Source organism: Bacillus sp. FSL R5-0654 (genome assembly GCF_038008745.1).
Lineage (GTDB): Bacteria > Bacillota > Bacilli > Bacillales > Bacillaceae > Bacillus > Bacillus safensis.
In genome coordinates this window covers 1446238-1462860 of the sequence record NZ_JBBOZV010000001.1, presented here as the reverse complement: position 1 = coordinate 1462860, position 16623 = coordinate 1446238, and the positions used below count along the sequence as shown (strand labels likewise).

Here is a 16623-nt window from a genome sequence, read left to right as displayed (position 1 = left end):
TGATCAAAGTGTATTTCACTCTAGAATAGTGTAATAATAATCATCGCTACGAAAAAGATGGTTAAGTAGTTTAATGAATAAACGAACATGAGCGTTGACCACTTCATGATGTCTTTCATTTTAAAGCCCATAAGGCCAATAACAAGCCATCCAATATTAAGCAATGTACCAAGTGCGACAATCGGCCATCCTAATCCACCTAAGAAAAATGGAAGCGGAAGAAGACATGCTGTCCAAATGATGATCTGGCGTTTTGTGACTTCAAAGCCGTAAACAACTGGCAGCATTGGAATGCCCGCCTTACGGTAATCTTCCGTTTTCTTAATCGCAAGTGACAGGAAGTGCGGGATTTGCCAAATGAACATAATCATAAACAAAACCCAAGCCATTGTGTCGATTGTACCTGTGACAGCTGTCCAGCCGATTAATGGCGGAACCGCGCCAGATACACTTCCGATAACTGTATTGATGGTGTAATGGCGTTTAGACCACATGGTGTAAAGAACCGCATAAGTAAAGACTCCAATAAATCCAATCACTGCTGATGTAATGGTTGTCATCAGAAGCATAATGAGTCCTAATACAACAAGCAGAATGCCAAATGCATACGCTTGCCCCGGCTGAATTTTACCTGTAACCGTCGGTCTTGTTTTTGTTCTTTCCATTAATATATCAATATCACGGTCAAACGCATTATTAATTGCGCATGAACCGGCAATAATAAGAGAAGAACCAATCATTGTTAACAGCACAATATCAAGATTTCCAAGAAAACTCATACCTGAAAAATAAAAAGCAAGCCACATTCCAGTAAATGTCGTAATGAAATTGGAATTGACGATGCCCATTTTAATCAGAGCAAGAAAATCTTTCCACGCTGTTGTTTCTTCTATTTGTCCATGAATAGCTGCTTCCGCGGCTGTTTTGGAATTTGCCAATGTGTATAACCTCCCTTGCCCAAACCTTCAAACGAACGAATGACACGTAAAATCATTACAACTCTATCATACAAGATAAACAGCTGTAAAAAAACATCCTATTAAATAATAAACGACAAACTTGAAGTTATTTGTGAACTTTTCGTGAATTTATTAGGATATATGTGTGTTTCAGAAGGCGGTGCAAAATGAAATATTCTCTCCTCTATTTCTATCAGACTGTCAAAGAAAGATCAAGCACTCTAAATCTGTAAACTTTGTGAACTAACATATCATTTTTTTGTGAACTTTGGTCAATATGAATTGCAACAGAACACGCATTTGGCTTAAACTTGAGAGCATGTGAGGTTTTCATTTACATCAGAAGTTTTTTAGAGAAGGTGAAATAATTTGATGAAATTTGCTTTAAGGCTATTGAGCGTGATCACAACGTTTGTGATGCTGATCGTACTGATTGGCGGTGCGCTTGTGACGAAAACCGGTTCGGGTCTTGGCTGCGGTAGACAGTGGCCCCTTTGCCACGGTCGTTTCTTTCCTGAAATGAACCCCGCTTCCATCATCGAATGGAGTCACCGCATGTCAACAGGGGTTTCCACCATTCTTGTTCTGGCACTGGCGGTCTTATGCTGGAAAAAAATTAGTCCAGTATTCCGTGAAACCAAATTCTTGGTCATCATGTCCATTATATTCTTAATGCTTCAAGCGCTGTTAGGAGCTCTTGCCGTCGTATTTGGCTCTAACGCACTTATAATGGCACTGCACTTCGGTATTTCACTCATTTCATTTGCTTCAGTATTACTGCTTGCACTTCTTGTCTTTGAAGCAACCAGATCTGAAACAAAGCTTGTGAAGCCGCTTCATATCGGCAAAAAAATGCAGTTCCATATTTATGGAGTGATCACGTATACGTATATCGTGGTATATACGGGTGCTTATGTGAGACATACAAAGTCAAGTCTTGCTTGCTCTGTGTTCCCGTTTTGTTCAAAAGACGGTGCACTTCCAACGTATTTTAATCAGTGGGTTCAAATGTCTCACCGAGCAGCAGCACTTCTTTTATTCGTCTGGATATTTGTCGCAATGTTCCATGCCATGAAACATTATAAAGAACAGAAGCAGATTTATTATGGGTGGATTATCTCAGCCATTCTGATTACACTTCAAGCCATTTCAGGTGTGATGTCTGTTTATTCTCATCTTGCACTTGGTTACGCGCTGGCTCATTCATTCTTTATTTCTTGTTTGTTTGGGGTACTATGCTACTTCTGCTTACTCATTGCCCGGTTTAAATATGAAAGCAAAGAGCCATTTAGATAAGAATTGTATCCCCCTATCATGTGAAGAGGGGGATTTTTTATTGTTGTTTTGCTTCTTCGAATAGCGAGATGGCCTTTTTGCGTCTTTCCTTGTGATCAACTGTCGGCAGCGGGTATGTATCACCTAGCACACAGCTCGATTTCAGTTGTTCATCTATCGGCATTTTACTTGGTTCATGAATCCATTTTTCATCAACATGCTCTAGCTCTGGTACATATCTTCTAATATATTCCCCGCTTGGATCAAACCGCTTCGACTGGGTCGTTGGGTTAAAAATACGGAAGTACGGCACGGCATCTGTCCCAACAGAAGCTGCCCACTGAAATCCTCCGATATTCGAAGCCTCATCATAATCCACAAGCTTTTTTGCAAAATACGCTTCTCCCTTTCTCCAATCAATCAAATAATCCTTTGTTAAAAATGAGGCGGTGACCATCCTTAAACGATTATGCATCCAGCCTTCCTCATTTAACTGTCTCATCCCTGCATCAACGAGGGGAAAGCCTGTTTCACCTTTACACCATGCTTCAAACAGCGTCTCATCTTCATTCCATTTCATCCCTTGAAACGCCGAATTGATTTCTTTTTCTTTCATCTCTGGATAATGAGCATAAATCATATGGTAAAAATCTCGCCACGCCAGCTCTTTGATAAAGGTTTCTCTGCCCTCGTCTTCAAACAGTGCTTCCTCATGTACCGCATGAAAGATCGTTCGAATTGAGATGGTCCCTGTTTTTAAGAAACGTGACAGCTTGCTCGTTCCAAAAACAGATGGCATATCTCGTTTTTCATGGTAACGTGTTAGTCTTTTTTGGATAAAGTCATGCAGCGTGTTCATCGCTTTGTGTGAGCCGATTTGATCAAATTTTCTTGAGCATCTCATGATTATACTGCGTAGTTTGTCATTCCCTTTGTGTGAAAGTGACTCATCACAAATCGTATGAGCGCTACTGAGAAATGATTTGTCAACTTTTATCACAATCTGCTTCTCTTGCTTTCGCCATGATTGATAGTATGGAGTAAACACTTGATAATGAGTGCCATCCGCTTTTAAAATATCTTGCGCCCCGTGAAGGTGTGTATCTTGCCATTTTGACACATGAATGCCCTTCTTTTCTAAAAAAGCGGTTACTTGATGGTCACGCTTTTGACCGATTCCCACTTGATCTTCATTAAAAAAGACAGCTTTGATGTCATAGACATCGATAACTTGCTGAAAGGCACGCAAGACATCTCCATAGAGAAGGTGAATATACGTTTGAGATTCTCTTGCTTCCTTGACGAAATGCGCCAAGTTTTGAAAAAAATGTTCGTTGTTTAAATCGAGGTCCATTTCAGTAAAAAATGGATCTAGATGATAAAGAGCAAATAATTTGTACTCGTGTTTTTTTGCATATGTGATCGCTTTTGATAAGGCGATATGATCATCTAATCGCATATCCCGGCGAAACCAAATCACAACAATGTTTTCCAACCTTCTTCACCTCACTCTATAGTGTAATCACTCTCACTGGCTGCTGCACATTTTAATGCGCTCAAAAAAAAGACACATCACGGTGGATGTGTCTCACTTATTATTCAGGCTTTAATACGATTAACAGATCACCGGTTTGAATCGGTTCTCCATTTGTCACATGTATTTCATCTACAACCGCAGAAAATGGAGCTTGTACAGTCGTTTCCATTTTCATGGCTTCATTGATCATCAAATGCTCACCTTGAGAAATTTTCTGCCCTTTTTCCACGAGTACTTTGATGACAGTGCCTGGCATTGATGCGGCGATGTGATTTGGATTCGAGCGGTCCGCCTTCATTTTTTCTTGAACAGAGGATTTGATGCTTTCATCCTTAATCACTACTTCACGCGGCTGGCCATTTAACTCAAAGTAAAGAACTCTTGTGGCATCTGGATTCGGTTCACCAATTGATACGAGTTTGACAATCAGAGTTTTTCCTTTTTCGATTTCTACCTCAATCTCTTCTCCAAGCCTCATCCCGTAGAAGAACGTTGGTGTATCAAGAACAGAGATGTCACCATAGCTTTCTGCTGTTTGGACAAATTCAGAAAAGACTTTCGGATATAAGGCATACGCAATTGCGTCTTGCTCTGTTAACGTCAGGTCATGAGATTCTTTGAACTGCTTCTTAATGTCTTCAAAGTCCACTGGCTTCAGCTTCTCACCAGGTCTGACAGTAAGAGGCTCTTCCCCTTTTAAAATCAGTTTTTGCAGCTTTTCTGGGAATCCGCCATGCGGCTGGCCTAAATAGCCTTTAAATAATTCCACAACAGAATCCGGGAAGTCTAGTGTTGCGCCTTTTTCATAAACATCTTCTTCTGTTAGATCATTTTGCACCATATAAAGTGCCATATCTCCAACTACTTTAGAGGATGGTGTTACCTTTACAATATCACCAAACATGTCATTCACACGTCTGTACATTTCCTTTACTTCATTCCAGCGCTCGCCAAGACCGACACCTTTCGCCTGCTGCTGCAAGTTACTATATTGACCGCCGGGCATTTCATGCTCATAAATTTCTGTATGAGGCGAATTCATGCCGCTTTCAAATTCATGATAGTATTTTCTGACGGAATCCCAGTATTGAGAAAGGCGTTCGACAGATTGGACATTCATGTCTGGCTTTCTTTCATGTCCATCTAAAGCATAATAAAGTGAGCTTGCACTTGGCTGCGATGTGAGTCCTGCCATAGAGCTGACGGCAACATCCACAATATCAACACCTGCATCAATCGCTCTTGCATAGGTGAACAGTCCATTTCCACTCGTGTCATGCGTATGAAGATGGATAGGGATCGTAAGCTCATCTTTTAAAGCAGAGACTAGCTCGTAGGCTGCCTGCGGTTTTAATAGCCCCGCCATATCTTTAATACCTAAAATATGTGCGCCGGCAGATTCAAGCTCTTTTGCAAGAGATACATAGTACCCAAGATCATATTTTGGACGAGATGGATCAAGAATATCCCCCGTATAACAAATCGCCGCCTCTGCCACTTTGCCTGATTCCCGAACAGAATCAATGGCAAGCGTCATGCCTTTGACCCAGTTTAAGCTGTCGAAAATACGGAACACATCAATGCCTGCCTCGGCTGATTCTTTTACAAATGCTTTGATCACATTATCTGGATAGTTTGTATATCCGACAGCATTTGATGATCTTAATAGCATTTGGAACAGCGTGTTTGGCACTTCTTGACGAAGCTCTTTCAATCGTTCCCAAGGATCTTCTTTTAAGAAACGGTACGCAACATCAAATGTAGCGCCGCCCCACATTTCCATACTAAACAGCTCTGGCCATAAACCTGCTGTTGGCTGAGCAACTTTCTTTAAATCATGTGTTCTAAAGCGTGTCGCAAGCAGAGATTGATGCGCATCCCTAAAGGTTGTGTCAGTTAAAAGGACGCTACTTTGTTCTTTCACCCAGTTGGCAAGCCCCTCAGGTCCATGCGTATCTAACAATTGTTTTGTCCCAGACGGAATCTCTTGATTGAGAGGAAGCTTCGGTACGTTTGGCTTGTCAAAATGAGGCTTCTTTTTCTCCGCAATACCCGGGAACCCATTAATGGTAACGTTACCAATATAAGTCAACATCTTCGTTCCGCGGTCTTTTTGCTTAGGGAAATTAAATAGCTCTGGCGTTGAGTCGATAAACGATGTATCGTACTCCCCTTTTAGGAACTTCTCATGCTTAGCCACATTTTCAAGAAATGGGATGTTAGTTTTAATTCCGCGAATCCTGAATTCTTGTAAATTTCGAACCATTTTAGCAGCCGCTTGATCAAACGTGAGCGCCCATGTAGACAGCTTGACCAATAGTGAGTCGTAATAAGGTGTAATGACCGCACCTTGGAAGCTGTTCCCTGTATCAAGACGTACACCAAATCCCCCACCTGAGCGGTAGGCCATAATTTTTCCTGTGTCTGGCATAAAGTCATTTAAAGGATCTTCTGTTGTGACCCTTGATTGAATGGCAAAGCCGTGTGTAAAGATATCTTCTTGCTTTGGAATACCAACTTCTTTGCTGTGAAGGTTATGCCCCTTTGCAACAAGAATTTGGGTTTGAACGATATCGACACCTGTAATCATTTCTGTGATCGTGTGTTCTACCTGCACCCTTGGATTGACTTCAATAAAGTAAAACTCTCCATTTGCAACTAGGAATTCTACAGTCCCTGCATTAATATACGATACATTCTGGGCCAGCTGGACAGCCGCTTCGCAAATATCTTCACGCAATTGATCTGTTAGAGACACACTTGGCGCCACTTCAATGACCTTTTGATGCCGCCTTTGAACAGAGCAGTCACGCTCATATAAATGAATGATATTGCCGTGATTGTCTCCAATCACCTGCACTTCAATATGTTTTGGATTTTCAATCAGCTTTTCAACGTATACTTCGTCATTTCCAAAAGCAGCTTTTGCCTCTGACTTCGCACGGTCATAGGCTTCCTTCAGCTCTTCTTTTGATCTGACAATCCGCATACCCCGGCCGCCGCCGCCTAGTGAAGCTTTAATAATAAACGGGTAACCGTATTCTTCACCGAATTTTTCGACTTCTTCGACCGAATCAACTGGTCCGTCACTTCCTGGAATGACTGGAATACCAGCTTTTTTCGCTTCATCTCTCGCCTTTACTTTATCTCCAAACATATCTAAATGCTGAGAAGTTGGACCGATAAATTGAATGCCTTCCTCTTCGCATCGTCTTGCAAAATGAATGTTTTCGGATAAAAATCCGTAGCCTGGATGAATCGCATCCACGTCATTTCGTTTTGCAATTTCGATGATCCCCTCGATATCGAGGTAGGCATCAATCGGTTTCTTCCCTTCTCCAACTAGATATGCTTCATCAGCTTTATAGCGATGATAAGAGCCCGAGTCTTCTTTGGAATAAATGGCTACTGTACGTAAATTGAGCTCCGTACAGGCCCTGAAGACTCTGATAGCGATTTCCCCTCTGTTTGCAACTAGAACCTTTTGAATTGTTCTCTGTGACATTCTCACTCCTCCATATCCCTTAAAATTTTATATGTACTCTATAATAAAGGAAGAAATGAAAACTGTACACTTTTGTTTTCTAAAGATTCAAAGTTTTCTGCAATCCATTTTTTTCAACTGATGGTTTGCTCATTGATTTTTTCTTTTTGTAACGCTCTTTATATTCAGTAAACATGCTGATATTCAGCAGCATTCCCATACAGATGCTAAGTAAAATGATAGACGATCCCCCGTAGCTGATAAACGGAAGTGTCACCCCAGTAATTGGAATAAGACCTGAAACACCGCCTAAATTGATACAAGTTTGGATCGCAATCATGGAGGAAATTCCTATTGCAAGCAAACTTCCAAACGGATCTTCACACTTTCTCGCAATGTAAAAACCTTTCACGACGATGAAACCAAGAAGAGCGAGAACAAAAAACACGCCGAAAAAACCAAGCTCTTCTGAGATAATTGCCATGATAAAATCTGTGTGCGGTTCTGGAAGATACCCGTACTTTTGAACGCTTTCTCCTAGACCGAGTCCAAAAAAGCCGCCTGATCCAATCGCATAATATGAATTAATCAATTGATGCCCAGTAGCCCCTGCATCTTTAAATGGATCTTGGAAACTCTCAAAACGTCCGAGACGATTTTGCGTGAAAATTTTATCCCAAAAAAGAATAATAAACGGGGTCACGACGACCATTACTGCACTAAATAGCGCCAGCAGCTTCGCTAGCGTTTTGCCGCTAAAGCCTGAGCATAAAATCATCGCAAGGGCAATCATGCCAATGATAAAGGCTGTCCCATAGTCTGGCTGCAAAATGATAAATCCGCACAGGATAGAGACAATCACGATTGGAGGCGTGACACCTCTTAAAATATGATCAATATAATGCTGCTTTTTGGCATACACCGCAGCAAGATAGATGATGACGACAATCTTTACAAATTCAGCTGGCTGAAGACTAAAAGGGCCTAATTTGATCCAGCTTCTTGCGTTCCCTGCAATATGACCGCCAAAGTACACATAGATGAGGGAAAAAACTGAAATCAGCAGCATACCAATCTGGAATTTCTTATTTGAAAACAGCTGATATGGAACTAATGCTGTAAAGATCAAGATGACTGCTCCAACAATCATAAATAAGAGCTGTTTCTTAAAAAAGTTATCTGGCGCGGCATCGTATCTGATAACAGATGTAATCATACTTGAGCTATACACCATAACCAAACCAAATGCGCTGATTAAGATAATGGCGAACAATAATGAGTAGTCATACGATTTTAGCATTCTCTTTAACATATAATCCTCTTCCTAACGTCTGTTTCTACTGCTTGATATCTTCTTAGCTGTTCTTATTCTACTACATTTTCTCCGTTTGATCCCGTTTTACCTCTTTTATATTGTTCGTCATTCATGAAAGAATCAAGTCCGTTTGCCGTCAATCCATCAAAAGAAAATAGGGGACAAAAAAACTCAAACTTATGTTGTGGAAGTTTGAGTTTTCAATCGTTATTTTTTTGTGAACGCATCATGAAGTGCGGAAAGCTCTCTCTCAAGTTTATCGAGTAGTTTCTTGCCTTCATGTTGATCAACTAATCCAAGCCGGACAGCAAAATCAATCTCTCTCGATAATCCGAACATTTGAGTATCTAAAACCTCTTCATAAAGAGGACATTGCGGCATCGTTAAGTTGTCCATTTGCACTTGGATCAATTTTAAAATTTTATCTGCATCCAATTTTAATAAAGCCAGTGCTTTTTGCCGATGATCGACTAAAATTTCTGACGCCAAAAGTATCCCTCCGTTCCCCAGGCGAGTACCTAATTCTTCTATTTATCATAAAGCGAAACGCCCAAAATTGCAAGCAGATTTGTACAGTTCGCTTTGTGAAAATAAAAAGAAGACATTTCTCATTAAAAGATACTCATCTCATATTTTTCACTCATGAGCTCAAGCAGCTTAATCCCAGCAATACTATTCCCTTTTTCATCCAGGGCAGGACCGAAAATTCCGATTCCAAAATCATATGGTGCCGCTCCCATAATCCCGCCTGAAACACCGCTTTTAGCAGGTATGCCGATATTAATGGCAAATTCCCCGCTTGCATTATACATGCCGCACGTCACCATAAAGGTTTTACAAATTCTAGCGACATCTTTTGAAAGAATTTGCTTGCCCGTCTCTGGATGTCTGCCATCTAATGAAAAAACACAAGCAATTTTCGCCAAATCTAAGCTGTTCATCATGATGGCGCATTGTTTCGTATACACATCCATGACCTCTTCTACGTTCCCTCTAATAATATGATATTGCTTCATATAATAGCACATAGCCCGGTTAATCATCGATGTCTCAAATTCGGATGCGGCTGTTTCTTTGCAGTATGTAATGCTTTTGTCATTTGCGAGCTCTCTAATAAAGCCAAGCAGGCGGTTCAGCTGATCTTGCGGAGTCGCTCCTCTTATTAAGCTTGTGACTGCAAGCGCTCCTGCATTAATCATTGGATTCAGCGGCTTATTCGGACTTGCTGTTTCCAGCTTAATCATTGAATTAAACGGGTCACCTGTTGGCTCTTGTCCAACAAATTGAAAGACTTTTTTTGGCCCTTCTTCTGAAAGCACGAGCGCAAGGGCTAATACTTTAGAAATACTTTGCAGGGTAAAGCGTTTATCTACATCTCCTGCCGAGTGGCAAGTATTACTCACATGGTACACAGCCACAGATAAATCCGTCTGATCCGCTTTGGCGAGAGCGGGAATATAGGATGCTACTTTGCCATCTTTGGCCACTTTTTTTGCTTCTTCTACAAATCGCTGAAGCTCTTCATTGTCACGACATGCCATGCCCAACATCCTCCCTATCTTTCATGTACGATTAGTGTGTACAAGGAAAAGCATGTTTATGAAAGTGACAAAGCAGGCGAAAACTTCTATAATTTATGTTGGAAAGGGGTTGTCTTGAACATGAGCATCATTCAAATTAAGGGGAACGTAAAGTACAAGATCACCATTGATCCAAGTGTATGGATTTTTGATGACCGCAAATTTTTAATGGATTCATTTTTTGAAAAAAGCACGGCAAATGAAGAAAGTCAGCTGGATCAGGAGCTTGACCAAGAGCGGGTGATCAGAGAAGGACAAACACTTCCACCCACTTTAAAAACAGAGAAGAAGTACGAAAAGGAAAGACTCATCACAGGCAGCTTCGGGATGAAGCTGGGTGATATGCTGAAAAATGCAGAACCGCTTGAACATGCAGACACATGCGAATTTGTCACAGAAACAGAGACAGTTGCTGTTCCGCTTTCTCAGGCAATGGAAAGCATTGCACACTTCAGCCAAAATGGGAAGCCGATGACTGAAGAAGGACCAATCCACGTTTATTTCGCAGATCAGTCCAACCTCACTCAGCCGATAAAAGGTGTCAAAGAGCTCATCATTACATAAGACAGAGGGTCTGGACTACAGCAAATCAGCTGCAAGCTGTGCAAGTCCAGATCTTTCTCCTTTGACAAGCTTGACATGTCCAGATATTTGCTGACCTTTGAACCGCTCAATGACATACGTAAGCCCATTATTTAAGCTGTCTAAATAAGGATGATCAATCTGCTCCGGGTCCCCCATCAGCACGATTTTACTTCCCTCTCCGACGCGCGTTAATAATGTTTTTACCTCGTGTTTCGTTAAATTCTGCGCCTCATCAATGATGATAAATTGATCAGGAATACTTCTTCCACGGATATACGTTAAAGCTTCCACTTGAATAGAACCAATTCCCGCCAAAATCGCATCAAGTTCACCAGGTTTTTTTGTATTAAATAAAAATTCCAGGTTGTCATAAATCGGCTGCATCCATGGTCTGAGTTTCTCTTCCTTTTCACCTGGCAAGTAGCCTAAATCCTTGCCAACAGGGACAATGGAACGGGCTACGATCAGTTTTTTAAACATGCCGAGATCCTCTGTCTGCATTAATCCGGCAGCAAGTGCAAGGAGTGTTTTACCAGTACCCGCTTTTCCGATCAATGTCACAAGCGGAATATCACGTCGCAATAGCAGCTCTAGGGCCATCGTCTGCTGAACATTTTTCGGACGGATTCCCCAAACATGCTCTTGATCATAAATAAGCCGTTTCACATGCTCTGCTTTTTGATCAAGCATTCCTAAAGCAGAACCGCCTTCATTCCCCTTCATAATGACAAATTGATGAGGGTTTAATGGTGCACTTGTGACTTCTTTTATCGGCAATTGACTTTGCTTATAAAATGTATTCAATTGCTCGGTCGGAATATAGAGCTCATGATAGCCGTTATCAATGTCTTCGTTTTGCAGCACACGGTCACTTAAGAAGTCCTCTGCTTGGAGACCTATAGCATCTGCCTTTACCCTGACTAAGACATCCTTACTGACCAAAATGACAGGCCGGCCGTGAGGCTTTGTTTCTTCCTCTAAGCTCAAATTTTTCGCGACCGCTAAAATCCGATTATCGTTCGTTTTTTCAATAAAAATTTCTTGAAGTTCATGGAAAGAGCGGTGATTCAGCTCGATGCGCAGCGTCCCTTTTGATTCTAGTGTAATTTTTTCATGCAGTTTCCCTTTCGATCTCAAACCGTCGATTAAACGTGAGACGCGCCGGGCGTTTTGCCCAACCTCGTCCATGTATCTCTTTTTCGAGTCTACTTCTTCTAACACAACGGCCGGAATGACGACCTCGTTGTCTTCAAATGAAAAGATTGAATTCGGATCCTGTAATAACACATTTGTGTCTAATACATAAATTTTACTCAGGTCCTTCGCCTCCTGATCGGGGTTTCATTCATCCTTGTCTTTCCCAAAACGATTGTTAAAATATATGTTTTCATGAATAAAGTTAGAAGGTTAATTCAACAATAAAATAAATCATGCAGTTTGTGAAGGAGGGAATATAAATGCGACTATTTTTGACATTATTCATGATTCAAACGATCATTCTGTTAGGCGCTTGCCAGCAGCAGGAAAAGCCAGAGGCGCTGGATGAGCAAGATGGACGCCAGCACTTAGTAAGGGTGTCTGACTCATCGAAGAAAAAGACAGATCAAGCCCGCCCATCCACAGATGTTGCGGAGCATCTTGTCAATGTGACAGAGCACGTAGCAGATGTCAATGATGCAACGGCAATCGTCATCGGCCGCTATGCTGTTGTTGGTATTGATGTAAAAGATGATTTAGATAGAAGCAAAGTAGAAACCATTAAATATTCAGTTGCAAAAGCGCTGAGAAATGACCCGGAAGGTGCAAATGCTGTTGTAGTTGCTGATCCGGATACAGTCAGCCGTTTAAAAGAAATGGGCAAAGAAATTCAAGCAGGCCGTCCTGTAAGCGGTATTATGGATGAACTGGCTGCCATTGTCGGCCGCGTGATGCCTGAGATGCCGAAAAATGAGATCGACCGTAACGAAAAGGATCCGACAAATGATCCGAATAATCAGCTCAAAGAACGAGATCAAAAACAGTTAGAAAAAAATCAGAACGACCAATCAAACCATCATATGAATCAGAAGAAATAATGAGAACGGCTTATATCTCCTGTGATATAAGCCTTTTTCTACGCTGATTTTAAGTGACTGGAAAACATGCTATAATAAATGCATTAAAGTGAGGTGAAAATGATGAGAGTGAAGTGCTCATTATGTGAAAAGCTTGAAACCATTGATGATGATACACTTGTTGCTAAACGGTTAAGAAACCGGCCAATTCATACATATATGTGCGATGACTGCCAAGAACGCATTAAAATAAAGACTGAAGCTCGCATCAAAACTGGCAGATTCTCTCTTTATCAGGATCCTGCGACAAAAGAGAAAAAGAAGAAAAAAGGAAAGAAAGAACAAAAGACATAAAAAAAGACCTGACACATGTTCAGGTCTTTTTTTACGTATTGACTGTTCCTTCTTTTTTCGCACGATGCAGCCGTATTTTATAAATAATCAAAATGGCAGCTGCCACAACAAGGCCTTCCGCTACTGGCAGGAAGATTCCTAGAAATGTGAGAAACGTGCAGCCAAAAATCAAAAACAAATAAATCACGAGCGCTTTTAAAATCGGTAAACGTCTTGCAAAGCCGAGCTTAAAAACAATAATCGCTAAAACAAGGATGGTGCCATATAGGAGCCACATCCCTGTTTGAGGATTTTCATCGACACGAAACAGCATCGCGAAAAAGGATAGATTTTCACTTACTTCCTGATCATTCAAAAAGATTCCCTCCCCTTATCTTTCAGGGTTCTATCTTTTTAATTCTTCATGGAATTAAGATAATCCTGCTAGCTTTTTCTTCTTCGCTGCTTTCTCACGTTCGTTTTTGTCTAAAATTTTCTTTCTAAGACGAATTGATTCAGGTGTAACCTCACAGTATTCGTCTTCATTCAAGTACTCAAGAGATTCCTCAAGTGACATAATGCGAGGTTTTTTCATGCTAACTGTTTGATCTTTCGTCGCTGAACGTACGTTTGTTTGTTGTTTCATACGGCTTACGTTTACAACAAGGTCGTTCTCACGGTTATGCTCTCCAACAATCATCCCTTGGTATACTTCAGTACCCGGCTCAACGAAGATCACACCGCGCTCTTCAACACCTTGGATTCCGTAAGCAGTCGCTTTACCTGTTTCCATTGAAACAAGTACACCTTGACGGCGTCCGCCAACTTGACCAGACTGCATTGGCTGGTAGCTGTCAAACGTATGGTTCAAAATACCAAAACCACGAGTTAATGAAAGAAATTCAGTTGTATATCCAATTAAACCACGTGATGGCACTGTAAAGATCAGGCGAACTTGACCGTTACCATTATTGATCATGTCAATCATTTCACCTTTTCTTGCACCCATTGATTCCATAACAGAGCCAGTATGCTCTTCTGGTACATCAATTTGAACGCGCTCAACAGGCTCACATCGAACACCATCAACTTCTTTTACAATAACTTCTGGCTTCGATACTTGTAATTCAAATCCTTCACGTCTCATATTCTCAATGAGAATGGATAAGTGAAGCTCTCCGCGTCCAGAAACAACCCAAGCATCAGGTGAATCAGTTGGATCTACACGAAGACTGACGTCTGTTTGAAGCTGCTGCTCTAAACGCTCTTCGATTTTACGTGATGTCACGTATTTTCCTTCACGGCCTGCAAATGGGCTGTTGTTTACAACAAACGTCATTTGAAGTGTCGGCTCATCAATACGAAGGATTGGAAGTGCTTCTTGGTGTTCTACCGGACAAACCGTTTCACCTACGTTGATGTCTTCCATTCCAGATACAGCGACAAGATCTCCCGCTTTCGCTTCGTTGATTTCCACTCGTTTTAACCCTTGGAAACCAAAGATCTTTGTCACGCGGAATTGTTTCACAGTGCCGTCGACTTTCATCAAGGCTACCTGCTGTCCTACTTGCATTGTTCCTCTGAATACACGGCCAATTCCAATTCTGCCAACATAATCATTGTAATCAAGTAGCGCCACTTGGAATTGAAGCGGCTCTTCATGGTTATCAACCGGGCAAGGAATATGGTTCACAATAGCTTCAAACAAAGATTCCATGTTTTCATCTTGCTTGCTCGCATCGTTACTTGCTGTACCGTTGATTGCTGATGCATAGACAACTGGGAACTCAAGCTGTTCTTCTGTTGCATCCAATTCAATGAACAAGTCAATCACTTCATCGACTACTTCAGCCGGACGAGCAAAGTCGCGGTCAATTTTATTGACGACAACGATTGGTGTTAAGTTTTGCTCAAGTGCTTTTTTCAGCACAAAGCGTGTTTGAGGCATACAGCCTTCATAAGCATCCACAACAAGGAGTACACCATCTACCATTTTCATGATACGCTCAACTTCACCACCGAAATCGGCGTGTCCGGGTGTATCTAAAATATTAATGCGTGTATCTTTATAATTTATCGCAGTATTTTTAGCTAAAATCGTAATACCGCGCTCTCGCTCTAAATCATTTGAATCCATGGCTCTCTCAGCGATATTTTCATTCGCACGGAAAGTACCAGCTTGATGGAGCAATTGGTCAACAAGCGTCGTTTTACCATGGTCAACGTGGGCAATAATTGCGATGTTGCGAAGGTCTTTTCGAAGTTTCACATTTTCATCTCCTAAAATAATTAGATAACTTTCATATTATATCACAATCCCCTTTAAATGCCGATCGTTTTTCTGTAAACTTATATTAACTCTAAAAAAAGGGATGGGGACATATGAAACAAATCAAATGGCTTCTATTATTATGTGCATTACTTGCAGTTGTCAGTATGGCGTTTATTGGGGTAACTCTTGCAGAAAAAAACATACTGGGTATATGTCTAAGCATTGTATTCGCCATGATTTTCATGGGTACAGGATTTACATTAAAAAGAAAATTAAACGTGCAATCATAAAATTAGTTAAAAGCCTTTTACATTCTATATGTAGAAGGCTTTTTATTTTGAGTAAAAACAAGACAAATCACCTATGAAAGCTTCATTCATCAGACGGAACGTATCTTGAAGAGTTGACAAAAGTAAGCAATCTGAACCCCTCCATTTTTCGACAAGAACTTTTATAGTTCTCCAAAACCAAACATAAAGTTACAATTTTCCTATTCTTCCACAAAGTTTCTCATGGTATGCTTTTCTTGCAACAAAATTTAACAGAAAAGGGAGAGAAAAGAAGCATGAAGAAGTTTTTGAGCAAATCGCTCAGCTCTGTTGTATTTTTCGCTTTAGCTATCATTCTTACTTTCACAACAGTAGCTCCTGGGCAAGCAAGCGCTGCAACTTTCAAAGGAATTCCTTTTGAACAGCAGCAAATCATTAAAGAATTATTGGAGAAAAACGAGCGTGTCATCAACATTCTCATCAATTCATTTGTTGAGGAAGACAACAACTACACATTTGATGTGAAAAAAGCTGTTGAGCTCGGACTAACTGAAGAAGAAGCGGCGACTGCTGAGAAATTCTTAGATCGCGCAGCTGTTCTTACAATCGTTTTCAGTGAAAGCATCACTAAAAACGAAAAAGGGAAATTGGTTTTTGATGCAGCAAAAGCTGTTGAACTTGGTCTTACAAAAGAAGAAGCGGCTAAATTCGAAAAGCTTTTCAAATCAGTGATCAGAATTGCTGATCTTGCTGGTGATGCCCTTGTTCTAGACAAAAAAGGAAACGTTGTAATTGATTCAAAAATCGCAAAAGGTCTTGGATTCAGCTCTACTGAATTACTTGTTTTCAACCAAATGCTTAAGAAAATTCCTCAAGAGCAATTGAAAACGTTCTATGATGCAGTTCAAATTGCGAAAGAAAAATTAAGCTAAGCTAGAAAAACCCCCACCTGGTTTATCC

General features: G+C 40.9%; 15 protein-coding genes. 6 read left to right on the top strand and 9 right to left on the bottom strand.

All coding sequences use genetic code 11. The features are described 5' to 3' along the window. Nucleotides 1–20: 20 nt before the first annotated feature. Nucleotides 21–938: a heme o synthase gene (gene cyoE / locus NSS76_RS07290; protein WP_044334029.1), complete on the bottom strand. Its 918-nt coding sequence runs from the start codon at nucleotides 936–938 to the stop codon at nucleotides 21–23. Nucleotides 939–1331: 393 nt separating this feature from the next. Here cyoE and NSS76_RS07285 point away from each other — a divergent pair, with 393 nt between their 5' ends. Next, nucleotides 1332–2255: a COX15/CtaA family protein gene (locus NSS76_RS07285; protein ID WP_044334038.1), complete on the top strand. Its 924-nt coding sequence runs from the start codon at nucleotides 1332–1334 to the stop codon at nucleotides 2253–2255. A 37-nt stretch (nucleotides 2256–2292) separates the two neighbouring features. Here NSS76_RS07285 and NSS76_RS07280 read toward each other — a convergent pair whose 3' ends face one another. The 5 genes from NSS76_RS07280 to glsA all read right to left on the bottom strand — a co-directional run bounded on the left by NSS76_RS07280 (nucleotide 2293) and on the right by glsA (nucleotide 10111). Beyond that, complete coding sequence (locus NSS76_RS07280) at nucleotides 2293–3729, bottom strand: cryptochrome/photolyase family protein (RefSeq protein ID WP_268748934.1); 1437 nt, start codon at nucleotides 3727–3729, stop codon at nucleotides 2293–2295. 100 nt (nucleotides 3730–3829) lie between these two features. Further along, nucleotides 3830–7276, bottom strand: a complete 3447-nt coding sequence (pyc, locus tag NSS76_RS07275; RefSeq protein WP_044334027.1) for a pyruvate carboxylase — start codon at nucleotides 7274–7276, stop codon at nucleotides 3830–3832. A 79-nt stretch (nucleotides 7277–7355) separates the two neighbouring features. Then, the gene (gene ftsW / locus NSS76_RS07270) at nucleotides 7356–8567 is read right to left on the bottom strand and encodes a putative lipid II flippase FtsW (protein WP_034621092.1); all 1212 of its coding nucleotides are present in this window, start codon (nucleotides 8565–8567) and stop codon (nucleotides 7356–7358) included. A 210-nt stretch (nucleotides 8568–8777) separates the two neighbouring features. Continuing rightward, nucleotides 8778–9059, bottom strand: coding sequence for a YlaN family protein (locus NSS76_RS07265; protein ID WP_003212509.1), 282 nt, complete (start codon nucleotides 9057–9059; stop codon nucleotides 8778–8780). A gap of 122 nt (nucleotides 9060–9181) precedes the next feature. Beyond that, complete coding sequence (gene glsA, locus NSS76_RS07260; RefSeq protein ID WP_044334025.1) at nucleotides 9182–10111, bottom strand: glutaminase A; 930 nt, start codon at nucleotides 10109–10111, stop codon at nucleotides 9182–9184. A gap of 120 nt (nucleotides 10112–10231) precedes the next feature. Here glsA and NSS76_RS07255 point away from each other — a divergent pair, with 120 nt between their 5' ends. Continuing rightward, a complete protein-coding gene (locus tag NSS76_RS07255; RefSeq protein ID WP_087977216.1) occupies nucleotides 10232–10714 on the top strand; it encodes a hypothetical protein in 483 nt (160 codons plus the stop codon). 15 nt (nucleotides 10715–10729) lie between these two features. Here NSS76_RS07255 and NSS76_RS07250 read toward each other — a convergent pair whose 3' ends face one another. After that, nucleotides 10730–12052 carry a PhoH family protein gene (locus tag NSS76_RS07250; protein ID WP_025092370.1) on the bottom strand — a complete coding sequence of 441 codons (1323 nt, stop codon included), beginning with the start codon at nucleotides 12050–12052 and terminating at the stop codon, nucleotides 10730–10732. Nucleotides 12053–12192: 140 nt separating this feature from the next. On the opposite strand from NSS76_RS07250, the gene NSS76_RS07245 reads away from it, so the two are divergent. Next, the gene (locus tag NSS76_RS07245) at nucleotides 12193–12810 is read left to right on the top strand and encodes a YhcN/YlaJ family sporulation lipoprotein (RefSeq protein ID WP_185854374.1); all 618 of its coding nucleotides are present in this window, start codon (nucleotides 12193–12195) and stop codon (nucleotides 12808–12810) included. 102 nt (nucleotides 12811–12912) lie between these two features. Next, the gene (locus tag NSS76_RS07240; RefSeq protein ID WP_024424769.1) at nucleotides 12913–13143 is read left to right on the top strand and encodes a YlaI family protein; all 231 of its coding nucleotides are present in this window, start codon (nucleotides 12913–12915) and stop codon (nucleotides 13141–13143) included. A 31-nt stretch (nucleotides 13144–13174) separates the two neighbouring features. On the opposite strand, the gene NSS76_RS07235 is transcribed toward NSS76_RS07240, so the two are convergent. Next, the gene (locus tag NSS76_RS07235) at nucleotides 13175–13456 is read right to left on the bottom strand and encodes a YlaH-like family protein (protein WP_044334035.1); all 282 of its coding nucleotides are present in this window, start codon (nucleotides 13454–13456) and stop codon (nucleotides 13175–13177) included. A gap of 96 nt (nucleotides 13457–13552) precedes the next feature. Further along, complete coding sequence (typA, locus tag NSS76_RS07230) at nucleotides 13553–15391, bottom strand: translational GTPase TypA (protein ID WP_024424768.1); 1839 nt, start codon at nucleotides 15389–15391, stop codon at nucleotides 13553–13555. A 113-nt stretch (nucleotides 15392–15504) separates the two neighbouring features. Between typA and NSS76_RS07225 the strand changes: the two genes are divergently transcribed. Further along, the gene (locus NSS76_RS07225; protein WP_024426900.1) at nucleotides 15505–15684 is read left to right on the top strand and encodes a DUF5325 family protein; all 180 of its coding nucleotides are present in this window, start codon (nucleotides 15505–15507) and stop codon (nucleotides 15682–15684) included. A gap of 275 nt (nucleotides 15685–15959) precedes the next feature. Then, entirely contained in the window at nucleotides 15960–16595 is a 636-nt protein-coding gene (locus tag NSS76_RS07220; RefSeq protein ID WP_024424766.1) for a hypothetical protein, read from the top strand. Nucleotides 16596–16623 lie beyond the last annotated feature (28 nt).

Excerpts from the sequence above, each read along its gene's own strand:
- NSS76_RS07285 (WP_044334038.1), top strand. The coding sequence starts at position 1,332 with ATGAAATTTGCTTTAAGGCTATTGAGCGTGATCACAACGTTTGTGATG.
- pyc (WP_044334027.1), bottom strand. The coding sequence starts at position 7,276 with ATGTCACAGAGAACAATTCAAAAGGTTCTAGTTGCAAACAGAGGGGAA.
- ftsW (WP_034621092.1), bottom strand. The coding sequence starts at position 8,567 with ATGTTAAAGAGAATGCTAAAATCGTATGACTACTCATTATTGTTCGCC.
- glsA (WP_044334025.1), bottom strand. The coding sequence starts at position 10,111 with ATGGCATGTCGTGACAATGAAGAGCTTCAGCGATTTGTAGAAGAAGCA.
- NSS76_RS07255 (WP_087977216.1), top strand. The coding sequence starts at position 10,232 with ATGAGCATCATTCAAATTAAGGGGAACGTAAAGTACAAGATCACCATT.
- NSS76_RS07245 (WP_185854374.1), top strand. The coding sequence starts at position 12,193 with ATGCGACTATTTTTGACATTATTCATGATTCAAACGATCATTCTGTTA.
- NSS76_RS07240 (WP_024424769.1), top strand. The coding sequence starts at position 12,913 with ATGAGAGTGAAGTGCTCATTATGTGAAAAGCTTGAAACCATTGATGAT.
- NSS76_RS07235 (WP_044334035.1), bottom strand. The coding sequence starts at position 13,456 with ATGCTGTTTCGTGTCGATGAAAATCCTCAAACAGGGATGTGGCTCCTA.
- NSS76_RS07225 (WP_024426900.1), top strand. The coding sequence starts at position 15,505 with ATGAAACAAATCAAATGGCTTCTATTATTATGTGCATTACTTGCAGTT.
- NSS76_RS07220 (WP_024424766.1), top strand. The coding sequence starts at position 15,960 with ATGAAGAAGTTTTTGAGCAAATCGCTCAGCTCTGTTGTATTTTTCGCT.